We start from the raw sequence: 15,495 nt of genomic DNA on the forward strand, positions 1-15,495 counted from the left end.
CCGCACACCACGCACACCACGCACACCAGAGCCGCTGGGGGCCCGATGGCAGTGTCAGGGAACGGGAACCGGGATACGAGCGGGCCCGGCCCGCTCGCCGGAGTGCGCGTCGTCGAACTGGCGGGCATCGGCCCCGGGCCGTTCGCCGCCATGCTCCTCGCCGACCTGGGCGCGGACGTCGTACGGGTGGACCGGCCCGGCGGTGGCGGGCTCGCGGTCGATCCTGCCTACGACATCACCAACCGCGGCAAACGCTCCGTCCTGGTCGACCTGAAGTCCGCCGACGGACCCGCCCGCGTCCTGGACCTGGTCGAGCGGGCCGACGTGCTCCTGGAGGGCTTCCGGCCCGGCGTCGCCGAGCGGCTCGGGGTCGGACCGGCCGAGTGCCGCGCCCGCAACCCGAGGCTGGTCTACGGGCGGATGACCGGCTGGGGACAGGAGGGCCCACTCGCCGAGACCGCCGGGCACGACATCGCGTACATCGCCGTCACCGGCGCCCTCGGCATGATCGGCAACCCTGGAGAGCCGCCGGCCGTCCCCGCCAATCTGGTCGGGGACTACGCGGGCGGTTCGCTCTACCTGGTGATCGGGGTCCTGGCGGCCCTCCACCACGCCCGCGCCACCGGCACCGGCCAGGTCGTCGACGCGGCCATCGTCGACGGCACCGCCCACCTCACCGCCATGATCCACGGAATGATGGCGGCGGGCGGCTGGCAGGACCGCCGCGGGGCCAACCTCCTCGACGGCGGCTGCCCGTTCTACGGCACCTACGAGACCTCCGACGGCCGGTACATGGCCGTCGGCGCGCTGGAGCAGCAGTTCTACGACACCTTCGTGCAGCTCCTCGGCATCGAGGACCGGGCTCCGGCCCGCAAGGACCTCGCCCGCTGGAGCGAGTTGCGGGAGGCCGTCGCCGCGCGCTTCAGGACCCGTACGCGGGCGGAGTGGACGGCCGTCTTCGAGGGCAGCGACGCCTGCGTGGCCCCCGTGCTCTCGCTCCGCGAGGCCCCGGACCACCCGCACCTCGCCGCCCGCGGGACCTTCACCGACTTCGGCGGGATCGTCCAGCCCGCGCCCGCGCCGCGGTTCTCGGCGACCCCGGGCGCCGTCACCGCGGGCCCGGCGCAGCCGGGAGCGCACGCCGAGTCGGTCGCGGCCGACTGGGACGTACCGGCCCTGCTCGGGAAGGAGGAGGAGAACTGATGGAACTGTCCATGATGCTCGACTACGCGGGGGACCCGCGCCGGGCCGCGGACCAGGCCGCGGCACTGGAGTCCGCCGGGCTCGACGCCGTATGGGTGGCCGAGGCCTGGGGCTTCGACTCCCCGACGATCATGGGCTACCTCGCCGCCCGCACCGAGCGGCTGAAGATCGGCTCGGCCATCCTCAACGTCTACTCGCGCACCCCCGGCCTGATCGCCCAGACCGCCGCCGGCCTGGACGCGCTCTCCGGCGGCCGGGCGCTGCTCGGCCTCGGCGCCTCCGGCCCGCAGGTCGTCGAGGGCTGGCACGGGATGCCGTACGACAAGCCGCTGGGCCGGACCCGCGAGACGGTCGAGCTGTGCCGGCGCATCTGGCGCCGCGAGACGATCGACCACCACGGCATCACGGACATGCCGCTGCCGGCGGAGAAGGGCGGCCGGCACGGCAAGCCGCTGAAGATCCTCACCCGCCCGGTCCGCCCCGCGATCCCCGTCTACATCGCCTCGCTCGGCCCGGCCAATGTGCGGATGACCGCCGAGATCGCCGACGGCTGGTTGCCCACCCTCTTCATCCCGGAGAAGGCCGCCTCGGTGTGGGGCACCCCGCTCGCCGAGGGGACGGCGGGGCGTGCGCCGGAGCTCGGCCCGCTGCAGACCGTCGCGGGCGGCCTGCTCGCCATCGGCGACGACGCGGCCGCCGTCCGGGACCTGGCACGGCCGCAGATCGCCCTGTACGTCGGCGGGATGGGCGCGGTCGGCAAGAACTTCTACAACGACCTCGCCGTCGCCTACGGCTACGAGGAAGAGGCCCGCCGGATCCAGGAGCTGTACCTCTCCGGACGCAAACGCGACGCCGCGGCCGCCGTCCCGGACGAGTTCTGCGAGCTGATGACGCTCTGCGGGCCCGAGGGATACGTGCGCGAGCGCGTCGAGGCCTTCCGCGAGGCGGGCGTCACCATGCTCAACGTCACCCCCGTGGGCCCCGACCCGGCCCGGCTGATCGAAACCGTCAAGAACTGGCTCTGAGCGGGGCGGGGAACGCCCGGACTCCGCCCTCGACCGCTCCTTCACCCACCCCGACCCCGCTGAGAGGGGCCCCGATGCAACGCCGCATCTTCGACGCCGACCACGAGGCGTTCCGCGAGACCGTACGCACCTTCCTCGCCAAGGAGGTGCTGCCGCACTACGAGCAGTGGGAGAAGGACGGGATCGTCAGCCGCGAGGCCTGGCGGGCCGCCGGCCGGCAGGGGCTGCTGGGCCTCGCCGTCCCGGAGGAGTACGGCGGCGGCGGGAACACCGACTTCCGCTACGCCGCCGTGATCGCCGAGGAGTTCACCCGCGCGGGCGCCCCGGGGCTGGCCATCGGCCTGCACAACGACATCATCGGGCCCTATCTGACCTCGCTCGCCACCGAGGAGCAGAAGCGCCGCTGGCTGCCCGGCTTCTGCTCCGGGGAGACCATCACCGCCATCGCGATGACCGAGCCGGGCGCGGGCTCCGACCTCCAGGGGATCCGCACCACCGCCGAGGACCGCGGCGACCACTGGGTGCTCAACGGGTCCAAGACCTTCATCTCCAACGGGATCCTCGCCGACCTGGTGATCGTGGTCGCGAAGACCACCCCCGAGGGCGGGTCGCACGGCCTGTCGCTACTGGTCGTCGAGCGCGGCGCGGAGGGCTTCGAGCGCGGCCGCAACCTCGACAAGATCGGCCAGAAGTCCCAGGACACCGCCGAGCTCTTCTTCAACGACGTACGCGTCCCCAAGGAGAACCTGCTCGGCGAGCAGAACGGCGCCTTCGTCCACCTGATGACCAATCTCGCGCAGGAGCGGATGGGCATCGCCATGGCCGGCATCGCCGCCGCCGAGCACCTGCTGGAGATCACCACCCAGTACGTGAAGGAGCGCGAGGCCTTCGGCCGTCCGCTGGCCAAGCTCCAGCACATCCGGTTCGAGATCGCGGAGATGGCCACCGAGGTCGCCGTCACCCGGAGCTTCCTCGACCGGTGCATCACCGACCACGCCAACGGCGAACTGGACCACGTGCACGCCTCGATGGCCAAGTGGTGGGCCACCGAGCTGCAGAAGCGCGTCGCGGACCGCTGCCTCCAGCTGCACGGCGGCTACGGCTACATGAGCGAGTACCGGGTCGCACGGGCCTTCACCGACGGCCGCATCCAGACCATCTACGGCGGCACGACCGAGATCATGAAAGAGATCATCGGCCGTTCCCTGCTCGGCTGAACTCCCTCTTCCTGCCCCCCTTCCTCCCTCCGGAAACCTCCGAAAGGCTTGACCAGTGAGCACCGAAGCTTACGTATACGACGCGATCCGCACCCCGCGCGGCCGCGGCAAGGCCAACGGCGCCCTGCACGGCACCAAGCCGATCGACCTGGTCGTCGGACTCATCGACGCCCTGCGCGAGCGCAACCCGGGCCTGGACCCCGCCACCATCGACGACATCGTGCTCGGCGTCGTCGGCCCGGTCGGCGACCAGGGCTCCGACATCGCCCGCATCGCGGCCATCGCCGCCGGGCTCCCGGACACCGTGGCCGGCGTACAGGAGAACCGCTTCTGCGCCTCGGGCCTGGAAGCCGTCAACATGGCGGCCGCGAAGGTCCGTTCCGGCTGGGAGGACCTCGTCCTCGCGGGTGGCGTGGAGTCCATGTCCCGGGTCCCGATGGCCTCCGACGGCGGTGCCTGGTTCGCCGACCCCATGACCAACTGGGACACCGGCTTCGTCCCGCAGGGCATCGGCGCCGACCTGATCGCCACCATCGAGGGCTTCTCCCGGCGCGACGTGGACGAGTACGCGGCCCTGTCGCAGGAGCGCGCCGCCGCGGCCATCAAGGACGACCGCTTCGCGAAGTCCGTGGTCCCGGTCACCGACCGCAACGGCCTGATCGTCCTGGACCACGACGAGTTCGTCCGCCCCGGCACGACCGCCGACACCCTCGCCAAGCTGAAGCCCTCCTTCGCCGACATCGGCGAGCTCGGCGGCTTCGACGCGGTCGCGCTGCAGAAGTACCACTGGGTCGAGAAGATCGACCACGTCCACCACGCGGGCAACTCCTCGGGCATCGTCGACGGCGCCTCGCTCGTCGCGATCGGCTCCCGCGAGGCGGGCGCCCGCAACGGACTGACCCCGCGCGCCCGGATCGTCTCGGCGGCCGTCTCCGGCTCCGAGCCCACCATCATGCTCACCGGCCCCGCCCCGGCCACCCGCAAGGCCCTCGCCAAGGCCGGCCTGACCATCGACGACATCGACCTCGTCGAGATCAACGAAGCCTTCGCGGGCGTCGTCCTGCGCTTCGTCAAGGACATGGGCCTGTCCCTCGACAAGGTCAACGTCAACGGCGGCGCCATCGCGCTCGGCCACCCGCTCGGCGCCACCGGCGCGATGATCCTCGGCACGATCGTCGACGAACTGGAGCGCCAGGACAAGCGCTACGGGCTCGTCACCCTCTGCGTCGGCGGCGGCATGGGCGTCGCCACCATCGTCGAACGCCTCTGATCCGCCCTGTTCCCCCTGCCCACCGGACCTTCCGAAACGAAAGCAGTGACCATGAGCGAGTCCACCACGATCCGCTGGGAACAGGACGAGACCGGCGTCGTCACCCTGATCCTCGACGACCCCGACCAGTCCGCCAACACGATGAACCAGGCCTTCAAGGACTCCATCGCGGCCGTCGCCGACCGCGCCGAGGCCGAGAAGGACTCCATCCGGGGCATCATCTTCACCTCCGCCAAGAAGACCTTCTTCGCGGGCGGCGACCTCAAGGACATGATCCGGCTCCGCCCGGCGGACGCGCAGATCGCCTTCGACACCGGCACCGACATCAAGCGCTCCCTGCGCCGGATCGAGACCCTCGGCAAGCCCGTCGTCGCCGCGATCAACGGCGCCGCCCTCGGCGGGGGGTACGAGATCTGCCTCGCCTCCCACCACCGCGTCGCCCTCGACGCGCCGGGCTCCAAGATCGGCCTGCCCGAGGTCACCCTGGGCCTCCTCCCCGCCGGTGGCGGTGTCACCCGCACCGTGCGCCTGATGGGCATCGCCGACGCGCTGCTCAAGGTGCTGCTCCAGGGGACCCGGTACACCCCGCAGCGCGCCCTCGACAACGGCCTCGTGCACGAACTGGCGGCCACGCCCGAGGAGATGCTGGCCAAGGCCCACGCCTTCATCGACGCCAACCCGGAGTCGAAGCAGCCCTGGGACGTCCCGGGCTACAGGATCCCGGGCGGTACGCCGTCCAACCCGAAGTTCGCCGCGAACCTCCCGGCCTTCCCGGCCAACCTGAAGAAGCAGCTGAACGGGGCCCCGTACCCGGCTCCGCGCAACATCCTGGCCTGCGCCGTCGAGGGCTCCCAGGTGGACTTCGAGACCGCGCTGACCATCGAGGCCCGCTACTTCACCGAGCTGGTCACCGGACAGACCGCCAAGAACATGATCCAGGCGTTCTTCTTCGACCTCCAGGCCGTCAACGCGGGCCGAAGCCGACCGCAGGGCATCACGCCCCGCACGGTGCGCAAGGTCGCCGTCCTCGGTGCCGGAATGATGGGCGCGGGCATCGCGTACTCCTGCGCCCGCGCGGGCATCGAGGTGGTGCTGAAGGACGTCACCGCCGAGGCCGCCGCGAAGGGCAAGGCGTACTCCGAGAAGCTGCTCGACAAGGCGCTCTCGCGGGGCCGGACCACCGAGGCCGAGCGGGCCGAGCTGCTCGCCCGGATCACCCCGACCGCCGACGCGGCCGACCTCGCGGGCTGCGACGCCGTCATCGAGGCCGTCTTCGAGGACACCACCCTCAAGCACAAGGTGTTCCAGGAGATCCAGGACGTCATCGAGCCGGACGCGCTGCTCTGCTCCAACACCTCCACGCTGCCCATCACGGGCCTGGCGGAAGGGGTCTCGCGGCCGGTCGACTTCATCGGGCTGCACTTCTTCTCTCCCGTGGACAAGATGCCCCTGGTGGAGATCATCAAGGGGGAGCGGACGGGTGACGAGGCCATCGCCCGCGCCTTCGACCTGGTCCGCCGGATCAACAAGACGCCGATCGTGGTCAACGACTCGCGCGGCTTCTTCACCTCGCGCGTGATCGGCCAGTTCATCAACGAGGGCGTGGCGATGGTCGGCGAGGGCATCGAGCCCGCCTCGATCGAGCAGGCGGCCGCCCAGGCCGGTTACCCGGCCAAGGTGCTCTCCCTGATGGACGAGCTCACCCTGACCCTGCCGCGAAAGATCCGCAACGAGAGCCGCAAGGCCTTCGAGGCGGAGGGCCGGACGTGGACCGAGCACCCCGCCGACACCGTCATCGACCGGATGGTCGACGAGTTCGGCCGCCCCGGCCGCAGCGGCGGCGCCGGCTTCTACGAGTACGACGAGTCGGGCAAGCGCGCCCGCCTCTGGCCGGGCCTGCGCGAGCACTTCACCAAGCCGGAGGTCGACGTCCCGTTCGAGGACATGAAGGAGCGGATGCTCTTCTCCGAGGCCCTGGACACCGTCCGCTGCCTCGACGAGGGCGTGCTCACCTCGATCGCCGACGCCAACATCGGCTCCATCATGGGCATCGGCTTCCCCGCCTGGACCGGTGGTGTGATCCAGTACATCAACGGCTACGAGGGAGGCCTGCCCGGCTTCGTGGCCCGTGCCCGCGAGCTGGCGGCCCAGTACGGGGAGCGCTTCACCCCGCCGGCCTCGCTGATCGCGAAGGCCGAGCGCGGCGAGACGTACACGGACTGAGCACGGCCGCCCCGGGCCCGCCGCGAGCGGGCCCGGGGCGCCTCCGGCTCAGCGGCCGGGGTCGCTCAGGAACGCGAACACCCCGCGCTCCTCGGAGCCGTCCGGGGCGGTCCACCGGGCCAGCACCTGCCCCCGGACACCGTCTGCGGTGGTGGGACCGGGGCGCAGGACCCGGGTCAGCGTGAGGCCGTGGAGGGGTCCCGGCTGACCGGCCGCGCCCACCCCGATGACGGTGGCGTCGGCGGTGTCGGACACCTTCCCGGGGCCGGCCAGGGGCGCCGGTACGCCCCTCAGCCCGGCGCGGACCTCCACCGTAGGGTCGGCGGTGTCGCTCTCGTTCTGGTCCTGCGCCGTGGTGCGGCCCGCCAGCAGCGCGAGCAACTGCTCGACCAGGACCGGGTCGTGGGCGCCGTCGTAGACCCAGCGCCTCCCCAGCGTCCCGTGCATCAGGGTGCCTACCAGCCCGTCCTCGGCGCCCGCCGGCGCGGCCCCGCGATAGGTGAGCGGGACGGTGCGGTGAATGACTGCCATGAGCCCTGAAACTACCCGGATTCCGAGGCGAACGCCGCCCGCAATTCCTCGCGCAGGGACCGCTGGAAGGCCGTCACCAGCGCCTGGACCACCATCGGCTGCATGTGCGCCGACAGCGCCTTCATGGACTCCACCCGCTCCGGATCGCTCTCGCCCTGTGTGAACGGCCCCCACACCTCGTCGCGGAACAATCCCGTCAGCTCGTGGGCCGCCGAGCGGGCGTGCTCCATCAGCACCCGGCGCGCCGCCAGGATCGTCTCGTGGGCGATCGGTACATCGAGCAGCGCGACCCCCAGCCGCAGCAGCCCCACGTCCACCCGGAACCCGTCCCCCGAGACGGCGAGCACGTTCATCGCCGTCAGCCGCCGGACATCGGTGTCCGACAGGCTCCGTCCCGCCCGCTTCTCCAGCTCCTCCCGCGACACCTCCTGGGCCGCGTCCGGCGCCCAACTGGCCACCATCGCCCGGTGGATCGCCAGGTCATGGGCGCTCAGGTCGTCGGGCAGCGCGTCCAGGTAGCGCTCGATGGCGGACAGGGTCATGCCCTGGTGCTGGAGCTCCTCGATCAGTGCCAGCCGGGAGAGGTGTTCCGGCCCGTAGTGCCCCACCCGACGAGGGCCGATCACGGGAGGGGGCAAAAGCCCGCGGGTGCTGTAGAAACGAACGGTGCGCACGGTGACGCCCGCCCGGGCCGCCAGCTCGTCGACGGTGAGCATCGGCTCGGGTGCCTGGTCGGCCATCGTCTGCGCCTCGCTCTCTGCTCCACAGCTTGGGTTCAACAGTATTGCTGTCGCACCAACGATGTGAAACGGCCAGGAGCTGCCCATGACCACGAACCTGCGACTGCCCGGACGACCCGAAGAGATCACCCTGCCGGCCCTGCTGGCCCGCAACGCCGCCGAGCACGGGGAACTCCCCGCCCTCTCCTGGCGGGCGGGCCCCGAGGCCGCCGACTGGACGACGCTGACCTGGGGCGAGGTGCGCACCAAGGTCGCCGTCCTCGCCGCCGGGTACGCCGCCCTCGGCGTCGAGCGCGGCGAGCACGTGCTGATGATGATGGGCAACCGCCCCGAGCACTGGCTCAGCGACCTCGCCCTCGTCCATCTGGGCGCCGTACCCGTCACCGTGTACGGGACCTCCGCGCCCGAGCAGATCGCCCACATCGCCCGCCACAGCCGGGCCCGGGTCGCCGTCGTCGAGGGCGCCCGCGAACTCCTGCGGTGGGAGCCGCTGCTGGCCGATGCCGGCGTCCCCCTGGAACGCCTGGTCGTCGCCGAGGCCGCCGAGGCCGGCGGGCACTCCACCTACGCCTCCCTGTACTCCGGCGGGGCCCGGCTCCACCGGGGCGACGACTTCGAGAAGGCCTGGCAGGAGATCCGCCCCGAGGATCCGCTGACCGTCGTCTACACCTCCGGCACCACCGGCGACCCGAAGGGCGTGCGGCTGACCCACCGCAACATCGTGCTCCAGGCGGTCCGCCTCGACCGGCACGTGGAACTGCCCGAGCACGCCGAGCACATCTGCTACCTGCCCTTCGCGCACATAGCGGAGCGCGTCCTCGGCATCTACCTGCCGCTGCTGCGGGCCTCGCACGTCCGCCTGTGCGCCGACCCGACGGCCGTGTCGGGGGCTGTCCGCGAGCTGCACCCGGTGCAGTTCTTCGGCGTGCCCCGGGTGTGGGAGAAGCTCGCCGCCTCGGTGCGCGCGGTCCTCGCGCAGCTGCCAGAAGCGCAGCGCGGAGCCATCGAGGCAGCGGGGGACCTGGCCCGCGCCCGGGCCGGGCACCGCGAGCGCGGCGAGGAGGTGCCGGCCGCGCTCGAAGCCTCGTACGCCGAGGTCAAGGAGCGGGTGCTGGACCCGCTGCTGCGGCTGGCGGGCATGGACCGGCTGATGTGGACGGCCAGCGCCACCGCACCGATGCCGATCGACGTGGTCCGCTTCTGGGCCGGCTGGGGCATCACCATCATGGACGCCTGGGGGCTCACCGAGACCTCGGGCGTGTGCACGGTCAACAGCCCGGACGGGTTCCGGCTCGGCTCGGTGGGCCGCGCGATCGAGGGGGTGGAGCTGAGGCTGGCCGAGGACGGCGAGATCCTCACCCGCGGGGCGACCGTGTTCGGCGGCTACCTGCGGCCGGACGGCTCGCTGGAGAGCGCCTGCGACGACGAGGGCTGGTTCCCGACGGGGGACATCGGCCGGCTCGACGAGGACGGGTACCTCTGGCTGACCGACCGCAAGAAGGAGCTGATCATCACCTCGAACGGCAAGAACGTCTCGCCGGCCCTGGTGGAGAACACGGTCAAGGAGCACCCGCTGATCGGCCAGGCCCTGGTGCACGGCGACGGCCGCTCCTACCTCGTCGCCCTGCTGGTCCTGGACCCGGAGCTGGCCCCGGTCTGGGCCGCCGCCCGGGGCATCGAGGCCGCTTCCCCGTCCGCCCTCGCCGCGCACCCCGGTGTCCGGGAGGAGGTCGCCCGTGCGGTCGAGGCGGCCAACAGCCGGCTCAACCGGACCGAGCAGATCAAGCGGTACCGGCTGCTGACCGAGGAGTGGGGCCCGGAGTCCGGGGAGCTCACCCCCTCACTCAAGCTCCGCCGCCGAGTGGTCCGCGACAAGTACGGCGCACTGATCGAGGGCCTGTACGAGGAGCCGTACGAGAGCGCGTGAACCGAAAGGCCCCGGTGCGATGGGCCGCGCTCAGCGCACCGGGGGCTGGAGCGGGGCTCAGCGCGCGATGACGAAACCCCGCCCGGGCCGAGTCTGAACATCGCCGAGACGCGGGCGAGGACCCGAGCCGTCACATCCTGGCCGTCCGCGTCGACGACGACCCACGCCCCCTCCGGGTCGGCCAGCACCACGGTCCCGGGAATCCCGTACCGGCGCATCGCGTCGTGAGTCTCGAAAGGGCCGCTCGGGGAAGTGGCGAACGAAGCGCCCGCGGCTCCCACACAGGGCAGGCCCGCTCACTGGCCGGCCGCCTGAACGTTGGCGGCGGCGGTCGTGAACTCGCGGCCGTCCGACTTCCTGATGTACGCGATGTCCGTGACGCCCTCGGCGATGACGGCCATGAGCTCGCCCTCGACGCCGGACGCGATGTCCCGAACTCGTATACGGAGCAGTCCGTGAGGCTGGTACTCGTACACCTCATCCATCGGACGCATCCTCGTCAGTAGCGCCGTTGAAGCGCTCCCAGCCGACCTGCGCACGGTCGAGAAGGTCGGAACCGGGCTGGTGCACCGCGGCGAAGCCGACGCCCGGACTGTCCGGGGTATCGAGGCTCCAAACGCCGCGCGGGGTGGGGCTCGTCACGGGGTGCTCCCTACCGTCGTCATCGGGTGATGTGCCAAGACTGGACCCGTAGAAGTCTCTTGGTAAGGACTTCTCAGGGACTTCTGACGACACAGAAAAGGACTTCTATACACCCGAGTTGGTGAATCGTGGCAACTGTGGCGACTTCCTGAGACAGTGACACCATCCTTTACGCACAAGGAGGTTGCTATGCCACGTATCGTCGGCAACACACGCCTACGGGCAGCCCGCGCGGCCGCCGGATACCGGTCACAACAAGCTCTCGTCGACGCCCTCGCCCACAACGGCGTGCACGTCAGCCTCAAGCAGGTCCAGCGCTGGGAATCCGAAACCCCGCCCTGGCCCTACCCCGACGCCCGCCGTGTCCTCCAACTGCTCCTGAACCAGACCATGGAGCAACTCGGCTTCGAGTCGCCCACCGGGGGCGTCGAACCCGGGCCGCCCGCCACGCAGCTCGCTCCGCCCGCACGCACTGCGATCCGCACCCCGAGCCTCATGCAACCCGCCACAGCGACAACGGACTACTTCGCGGTCACCCGAGCCCACCGGCACCTCTATTGGAGTGTCGCCCCGGCCGTACTGCACCCAGCCGTCACCGCGCACGCAGGCCTCGGAGAGGCGCTGCTCCCGGGGACGGCAGGACAGACCCGCCAGACCCTCGCGGCAGCCCTCGCGGAAAGCCACCTGCTCGGCGGGCGGATCGAGTTCTTCGACCAGCGCGCCCCCGAACGCGCGCGAGACACCTGGGTCCAGGCCCTGCAAGCCGCAGGCGAGGCCGACGACCCGCTGCTCGGCAGCGCGATCCTGGCGCACATGGCCTTCGTACCCGGATGGGCCGGAGACCAGCCGGCCGCCGCGGAGCGAATGGTCGCGGCCCGTACCTACGCCAGGCGTGCCCCGGCGTCCGCCGAGTTCCTGGCCTGGCTGGACGCGGTGGAGGCCGAGTGCGAGACCCGCTGCGGTAACGAACGGACCGCGCTGAACCTGATCGCGCACGGCGAGGACGTCCTGGCGGCAGGCAGCACGCACCCCAACCCCGAGTGGATGGACTGGTTCTCGCCGATTCGGCTGGCCGCGTTCAAGGGGAACACCGAGCTGTCGGCCGGGCGCCTGCCGCAGGCCCGGGAAACCCTGCTCCATGTCCTCGCGGAGCTGCCCGCTGACGCGGACAAGCAGCGCACCGTGGTCCTCGGCGACCTCGGTGCGGTCGAGGCCGCCGCGGGCCGGCCGGAGGACGCCGCGGCGTACGCGCTGCGAGCCCTGGAGCTGTTGGAGGCGCACTGGTACGCGACCGGACTGGAGCGGGTCCGCGAGGTGCGGCGCGCGCTCGTGCCGTGGCAGCACGAGCAGTACGTCCGCGACCTCGACGACCGGCTGTACGGGTGGGGAGCGGTGGTCAGCGCTCTCGCGCGTTGAAGTCGGCGATCCGGGTGGGCAGCTCCGCGAGGGACTCGACCCGGAACGTCGGCAGCTCGCGGGCCTCGGGGGTGTCCCACTGGATCGTTGCCCACGGACCCCGACGGATGAGTGCGGTGTGCATCCCCGCGGCAGCTCCGGGGCGCAGGTCGTTGTCGACCCGGTCGCCGACGTAGAGGATCTCGGACGGCTCGGCCGGGACGACCGAGGCGACCCGCTCGAAGAAGGCCGGGTCAGGCTTCGAGGCACCCCAGTCGTCCGAGGTGCCGATGAGGTCGACGTCCTTCGTGAAAAGCTCCCGCAGGATCCCGCCGGCCCGCACGGTCTGGTTCCCGGCGATACCGAGCCACAGGCCGGCCTCGCGGAGTGCGGCGAGGGCGGGCCGGACGTCCGGGTAGAGGTCGCTCTCGTCGAAGTGCTCGGGCCGGCCCGCCGCGACGCGGGCCTCGCGCTCGGCGGTCAGGTCGAAGCCCGGCTTGAAGGGCTGGAACACCTCGCGGTAGTCGCGGCCCTGGGCGATGACGGCGCCGAACATCGCAGCGAAGGTGTGGCGGGGGACACCGAGCCAGTCGGCCCACGTGCCGTACTCGCGGGTCTCGTCCACCAGGCACTCGCCGACGTCGAAAACTACAGCGCGAATCGTCATGCGGGCAGCCTAGTCACCAGGCCTGGACGCACAAAAGCGCTCCATCCCGACTCCGAAGGGCCGGAAGGGGGCGCAGCGCTGTTCAGGCAGTGAAGCCGGGCCGGATCGCGTACCGTGTGCGGTCTCCCAAGGGCGCTGAAATGGCAGAACATCAAGAGCCGGACTGGGCGCGCGGACTGACCGCCATCGCCGTGCTCCTCCTCATCGTCGGCTTCTTCGTCGGATTCCTGGATCATGCTCGTCGGCGGGCTGCTGCTCCTCTTCGTGGGCGTCGCCACCGCCAACCAACGGCGGGCCGACGGCAAGCCCCCGGAGACGCTCCTGAACCCCGGAGACCGGCCCTGGCGGCAAGTCGACGACCAGAACTAGGCCTGCCGGGCCTCCGGCGCGGCAAGAGCCTGCCCGCGACCGGGGGCAAGCGGTTCGGCCACGTCTCGTACCCCGGCGCGTCCCGGACGGCCAACAGCGGGACGCGCGTGCAGGAGGAGCGCTGTGAAGTCGACCCGGACCTGGGCGAGAGCGCGTGAACCGGGTCGCCCCGGTGCGGCGAGCGGGATCTCCGCCCACCGCACCGGGGTTCTGCCGGCAGGGCCTAGCGTCCGATCAGCGGGTAGTGGTCGGAGAGGTTGTTGTAGGTGTAGGAGGTGCCCCAGCTGGAGACCGTCCAGGGCGCCGACTGCTCCTTGACGACGTTGTTCTCCCAGCCCGCCGGGCGGACGTTGCCCTTGCGGTAGAGGACGTAGTCCAGGTCCTCGCGCGGGTCGGTCGGGTAGCGGTAGTTCGCTATCGAGTTCAGCGCGGTGTCGAAGGAGTACGGGTGCCCGGTGCGGCTGTCGGAGCCGGCCAGGTCGGCGTTGGCCAGCAGGCTCGCGTACTCGGGGGTGCGCGAGTCGACGTTGAGGTCGCCCGCCACGATGACCTGCTCGTTCGCCGGGATGTTCTTGCCGTCCAGGAAGGCGTCGACGGCCCGGAACTGACGGGCGCGCATCTCCGCGGCCTCGCCCGCGCCACAGCCGGGGTCGGTGGACTGGGCGTGCGTGCCGACCACGTGTACCTTGGCGCCGTTCACGTTCAGCACGATGTAGGCGAAGCCCTTGTTGGACCACCAGTCGGCGCCGCAGGCGTCCTTGTAGACGACCTGCTCCTTGCGGACGATCGGCCACTTGCTGAGGACGGTGACACCGCCGTCCTCCGGGGTGGTGGAGGAGTAGGCGCCGCCCGTGGCGTCCCAGCCGCTCTTGCTGCGGCCGACGACCGGGGTCTGGTACGGGTACTGCGCGGCGGAATTCGCCTTCAGTGCGTCCGAGGCGCTGTTGTCGAAGGCCTCCTGGAGCACGACCACGTCGTGGCCCTGGTAGAAGGACGCCTTGGGGATCTCGGCGGCCCGGTGGTCCTGGCCCCAGTTCGGGTACAGGTTCTTGCTCATCAGGAACACGTTGTACGACAGGACGCTGAGCCGCGGGGCGGCGGCGGTCTCCGCGGCCGTGGCGGCAGGCGCGGTGGTGGCGGCCAGCGCGCCTGCGGCGACCGCGGCGACGGCCGTGGCGGCGGCGCGGCGCGAGCGGGGCGTGGAAAGCAGCATCAAGGTCTCCGTCATTCCTGCGGGGGATGATCGACGCCGTCATACAAGCAGCAGCAGTTACCTCTGGGTAACACCCGTGCAGAGACTTTCTGTCCGTGAGACGGCCGTCCGGTGCTCGCATACTTGTCATATGACGAAGACGGACTCCGCACACCCCGCCGGACCTGCGGCCGCACGCCGCAACGACCCCGCGCCGCCCCCGCCGGGCGGGGTGCTGTGGACGATCGCCGGCGACGTCCGCGCCCTGTTGATGCTGCCCGCCGCCTTCACCATGCAGGTGGCGCACCCGGCGATCGCGGCCGGCGTCGACCAGTACTCCGTCTTCCGCACCGACCCCTGGGGTCGCGGCGAGCGGTCCCTGCGCTCGGTCCAGCTCTGGGTGTACGGCGGGGAGGAGGCCGCGGAGGAGGGCCGCCGGGTCCGCCGCCTGCACAAGGACATCCAGGGCACCGACACCCGCGGCCGCCGTTACCACTCCCTCGACCCCGCCTGCTACTCCTGGGTGCACGCCACCGGCTTCCCGGTCTACCTCTACGCCGGGCGCTACCTGCTGCGCTGCTTCACACCCGCCCAGGAGCGGCAGCTCTACCGGGAGTGGCTCCAGGTGGGCCGGATCCTGGGCCTGCACGACCGGGACATGCCGCAGAGCATCGAGGAGTACTGGACCTACTGGGGCCGGATGCTCGCCGAGGAGATCGAGCCCACCGCGGTCGCCCGCGAGCTGGTCGCCACCGATGTCCGGCTGCCCCGTCCGGAGGCCGGCTCGCCCGCCGTGCGCCTGCTGCTGCGGCTGACCTGGCCGGTGCTGCGGGCGGCGTTCCTGCGCCTGCGGGCCTTCGTCAGCGTCGGCTACATGCCGCCGGAGGCCCGCGCGGCGATCGGGCTGGAGTGGAGCCCGGCCCAGGAGCGCAGGCTCCGGCGGTTCAGCACGGCCGTACGGCTCCTCGTACCGCTGCTGCCGGAGCGCCTGCGCTACCTGCCGATCGCCTACCGGGCGCGGGCCGCGTGGCGTGCCGGAGGCCACTGACGGCCCCGGGGCGCACGGGCCCCGCCGGATGCGGGAGCCCGTGTGC

Annotated in this window: 15 protein-coding genes; 9 read left to right on the plus strand and 6 right to left on the minus strand. The window is 71.6% G+C overall.

The annotated features are described in order from the left end of the window. Positions 1–45 precede the first annotated feature (45 nt). The 5 genes from IE257_RS13370 (at position 46) to IE257_RS13390 (ending at position 6,938) form a co-directional block, all read left to right on the plus strand. A complete protein-coding gene (locus tag IE257_RS13370) occupies positions 46–1,203 on the plus strand; it encodes a CaiB/BaiF CoA transferase family protein (RefSeq protein WP_189968103.1) in 1,158 nt (385 codons plus the stop codon). Continuing rightward, positions 1,203–2,228: an LLM class F420-dependent oxidoreductase gene (locus IE257_RS13375; protein WP_189968105.1), complete on the plus strand. Its 1,026-nt coding sequence runs from the start codon at positions 1,203–1,205 to the stop codon at positions 2,226–2,228. Before IE257_RS13370 ends, IE257_RS13375 begins: the two co-directional genes overlap by 1 nt. Before the next feature lie 74 nt (positions 2,229–2,302). Beyond that, positions 2,303–3,445, plus strand: a complete 1,143-nt coding sequence (locus IE257_RS13380; RefSeq protein ID WP_189968107.1) for an acyl-CoA dehydrogenase family protein — start codon at positions 2,303–2,305, stop codon at positions 3,443–3,445. Between the two features lie 55 nt (positions 3,446–3,500). Further along, positions 3,501–4,715: an acetyl-CoA C-acetyltransferase gene (locus IE257_RS13385; protein WP_189968109.1), complete on the plus strand. Its 1,215-nt coding sequence runs from the start codon at positions 3,501–3,503 to the stop codon at positions 4,713–4,715. A gap of 51 nt (positions 4,716–4,766) precedes the next feature. Then, positions 4,767–6,938, plus strand: coding sequence for a 3-hydroxyacyl-CoA dehydrogenase NAD-binding domain-containing protein (locus IE257_RS13390; RefSeq protein WP_189968111.1), 2,172 nt, complete (start codon positions 4,767–4,769; stop codon positions 6,936–6,938). Positions 6,939–6,986: 48 nt separating this feature from the next. Here the strand turns inward: IE257_RS13390 and IE257_RS13395 are convergent, their stop codons facing one another. Beyond that, the gene (locus IE257_RS13395; RefSeq protein WP_189968113.1) at positions 6,987–7,469 is read right to left on the minus strand and encodes a maltokinase N-terminal cap-like domain-containing protein; all 483 of its coding nucleotides are present in this window, start codon (positions 7,467–7,469) and stop codon (positions 6,987–6,989) included. 11 nt (positions 7,470–7,480) lie between these two features. Further along, a complete protein-coding gene (locus IE257_RS13400; RefSeq protein WP_189968115.1) occupies positions 7,481–8,209 on the minus strand; it encodes a MerR family transcriptional regulator in 729 nt (242 codons plus the stop codon). Between the two features lie 85 nt (positions 8,210–8,294). On the opposite strand from IE257_RS13400, the gene IE257_RS13405 reads away from it, so the two are divergent. Continuing rightward, complete coding sequence (locus IE257_RS13405; protein ID WP_189968117.1) at positions 8,295–10,136, plus strand: AMP-dependent synthetase/ligase; 1,842 nt, start codon at positions 8,295–8,297, stop codon at positions 10,134–10,136. Positions 10,137–10,432: 296 nt separating this feature from the next. Here the strand turns inward: IE257_RS13405 and IE257_RS13410 are convergent, their stop codons facing one another. Next, entirely contained in the window at positions 10,433–10,621 is a 189-nt protein-coding gene (locus IE257_RS13410) for a hypothetical protein (RefSeq protein WP_189968119.1), read from the minus strand. Continuing rightward, complete coding sequence (locus tag IE257_RS13415) at positions 10,614–10,778, minus strand: hypothetical protein (RefSeq protein WP_189968121.1); 165 nt, start codon at positions 10,776–10,778, stop codon at positions 10,614–10,616. The genes IE257_RS13410 and IE257_RS13415 overlap by 8 nt, the downstream gene beginning before the upstream one ends. A 189-nt stretch (positions 10,779–10,967) precedes the next feature. Here IE257_RS13415 and IE257_RS13420 point away from each other — a divergent pair, with 189 nt between their 5' ends. Then, positions 10,968–12,194, plus strand: coding sequence for an NsdA family TPR-like regulatory protein (locus IE257_RS13420; protein ID WP_189968124.1), 1,227 nt, complete (start codon positions 10,968–10,970; stop codon positions 12,192–12,194). Here the strand turns inward: IE257_RS13420 and IE257_RS13425 are convergent. Continuing rightward, complete coding sequence (locus IE257_RS13425; protein ID WP_189968126.1) at positions 12,175–12,840, minus strand: HAD family hydrolase; 666 nt, start codon at positions 12,838–12,840, stop codon at positions 12,175–12,177. The two genes, IE257_RS13420 and IE257_RS13425, sit on opposite strands and share 20 nt — an antisense overlap. 234 nt (positions 12,841–13,074) lie before the next feature. Between IE257_RS13425 and IE257_RS38900 the strand changes: the two genes are divergently transcribed. After that, positions 13,075–13,209: a hypothetical protein gene (locus IE257_RS38900; RefSeq protein WP_268251400.1), complete on the plus strand. Its 135-nt coding sequence runs from the start codon at positions 13,075–13,077 to the stop codon at positions 13,207–13,209. A gap of 223 nt (positions 13,210–13,432) precedes the next feature. On the opposite strand, the gene sph is transcribed toward IE257_RS38900, so the two are convergent. Further along, positions 13,433–14,422 carry a sphingomyelin phosphodiesterase gene (gene sph / locus IE257_RS13430; protein WP_189968128.1) on the minus strand — a complete coding sequence of 330 codons (990 nt, stop codon included), beginning with the start codon at positions 14,420–14,422 and terminating at the stop codon, positions 13,433–13,435. Between the two features lie 130 nt (positions 14,423–14,552). Here sph and IE257_RS13435 point away from each other — a divergent pair, with 130 nt between their 5' ends. Further along, positions 14,553–15,449 carry an oxygenase MpaB family protein gene (locus IE257_RS13435; RefSeq protein WP_189968130.1) on the plus strand — a complete coding sequence of 299 codons (897 nt, stop codon included), beginning with the start codon at positions 14,553–14,555 and terminating at the stop codon, positions 15,447–15,449. The last annotated feature ends 46 nt before the right edge of the window (positions 15,450–15,495 follow it).

The sequence above is a fragment of the Streptomyces avidinii genome (assembly GCF_014650695.1).
In the GTDB taxonomy this organism is placed as follows: domain Bacteria; phylum Actinomycetota; class Actinomycetes; order Streptomycetales; family Streptomycetaceae; genus Streptomyces; species Streptomyces avidinii.

What these genes read in the sequence shown, in the direction of transcription:
- IE257_RS13435 (WP_189968130.1), top strand. Translation starts at nt 14,553, where the DNA reads ATGACGAAGACGGACTCCGCACACCCCGCCGGACCTGCGGCCGCACGC.
- sph (WP_189968128.1), bottom strand. Translation starts at nt 14,422, where the DNA reads ATGCTGCTTTCCACGCCCCGCTCGCGCCGCGCCGCCGCCACGGCCGTC.
- IE257_RS13375 (WP_189968105.1), top strand. Translation starts at nt 1,203, where the DNA reads ATGGAACTGTCCATGATGCTCGACTACGCGGGGGACCCGCGCCGGGCC.
- IE257_RS13380 (WP_189968107.1), top strand. Translation starts at nt 2,303, where the DNA reads ATGCAACGCCGCATCTTCGACGCCGACCACGAGGCGTTCCGCGAGACC.
- IE257_RS13390 (WP_189968111.1), top strand. Translation starts at nt 4,767, where the DNA reads ATGAGCGAGTCCACCACGATCCGCTGGGAACAGGACGAGACCGGCGTC.
- IE257_RS13370 (WP_189968103.1), top strand. Translation starts at nt 46, where the DNA reads ATGGCAGTGTCAGGGAACGGGAACCGGGATACGAGCGGGCCCGGCCCG.
- IE257_RS13400 (WP_189968115.1), bottom strand. Translation starts at nt 8,209, where the DNA reads ATGGCCGACCAGGCACCCGAGCCGATGCTCACCGTCGACGAGCTGGCG.
- IE257_RS13425 (WP_189968126.1), bottom strand. Translation starts at nt 12,840, where the DNA reads ATGACGATTCGCGCTGTAGTTTTCGACGTCGGCGAGTGCCTGGTGGAC.
- IE257_RS13405 (WP_189968117.1), top strand. Translation starts at nt 8,295, where the DNA reads ATGACCACGAACCTGCGACTGCCCGGACGACCCGAAGAGATCACCCTG.
- IE257_RS13410 (WP_189968119.1), bottom strand. Translation starts at nt 10,621, where the DNA reads ATGGATGAGGTGTACGAGTACCAGCCTCACGGACTGCTCCGTATACGA.
- IE257_RS38900 (WP_268251400.1), top strand. Translation starts at nt 13,075, where the DNA reads ATGCTCGTCGGCGGGCTGCTGCTCCTCTTCGTGGGCGTCGCCACCGCC.
- IE257_RS13420 (WP_189968124.1), top strand. Translation starts at nt 10,968, where the DNA reads ATGCCACGTATCGTCGGCAACACACGCCTACGGGCAGCCCGCGCGGCC.
- IE257_RS13395 (WP_189968113.1), bottom strand. Translation starts at nt 7,469, where the DNA reads ATGGCAGTCATTCACCGCACCGTCCCGCTCACCTATCGCGGGGCCGCG.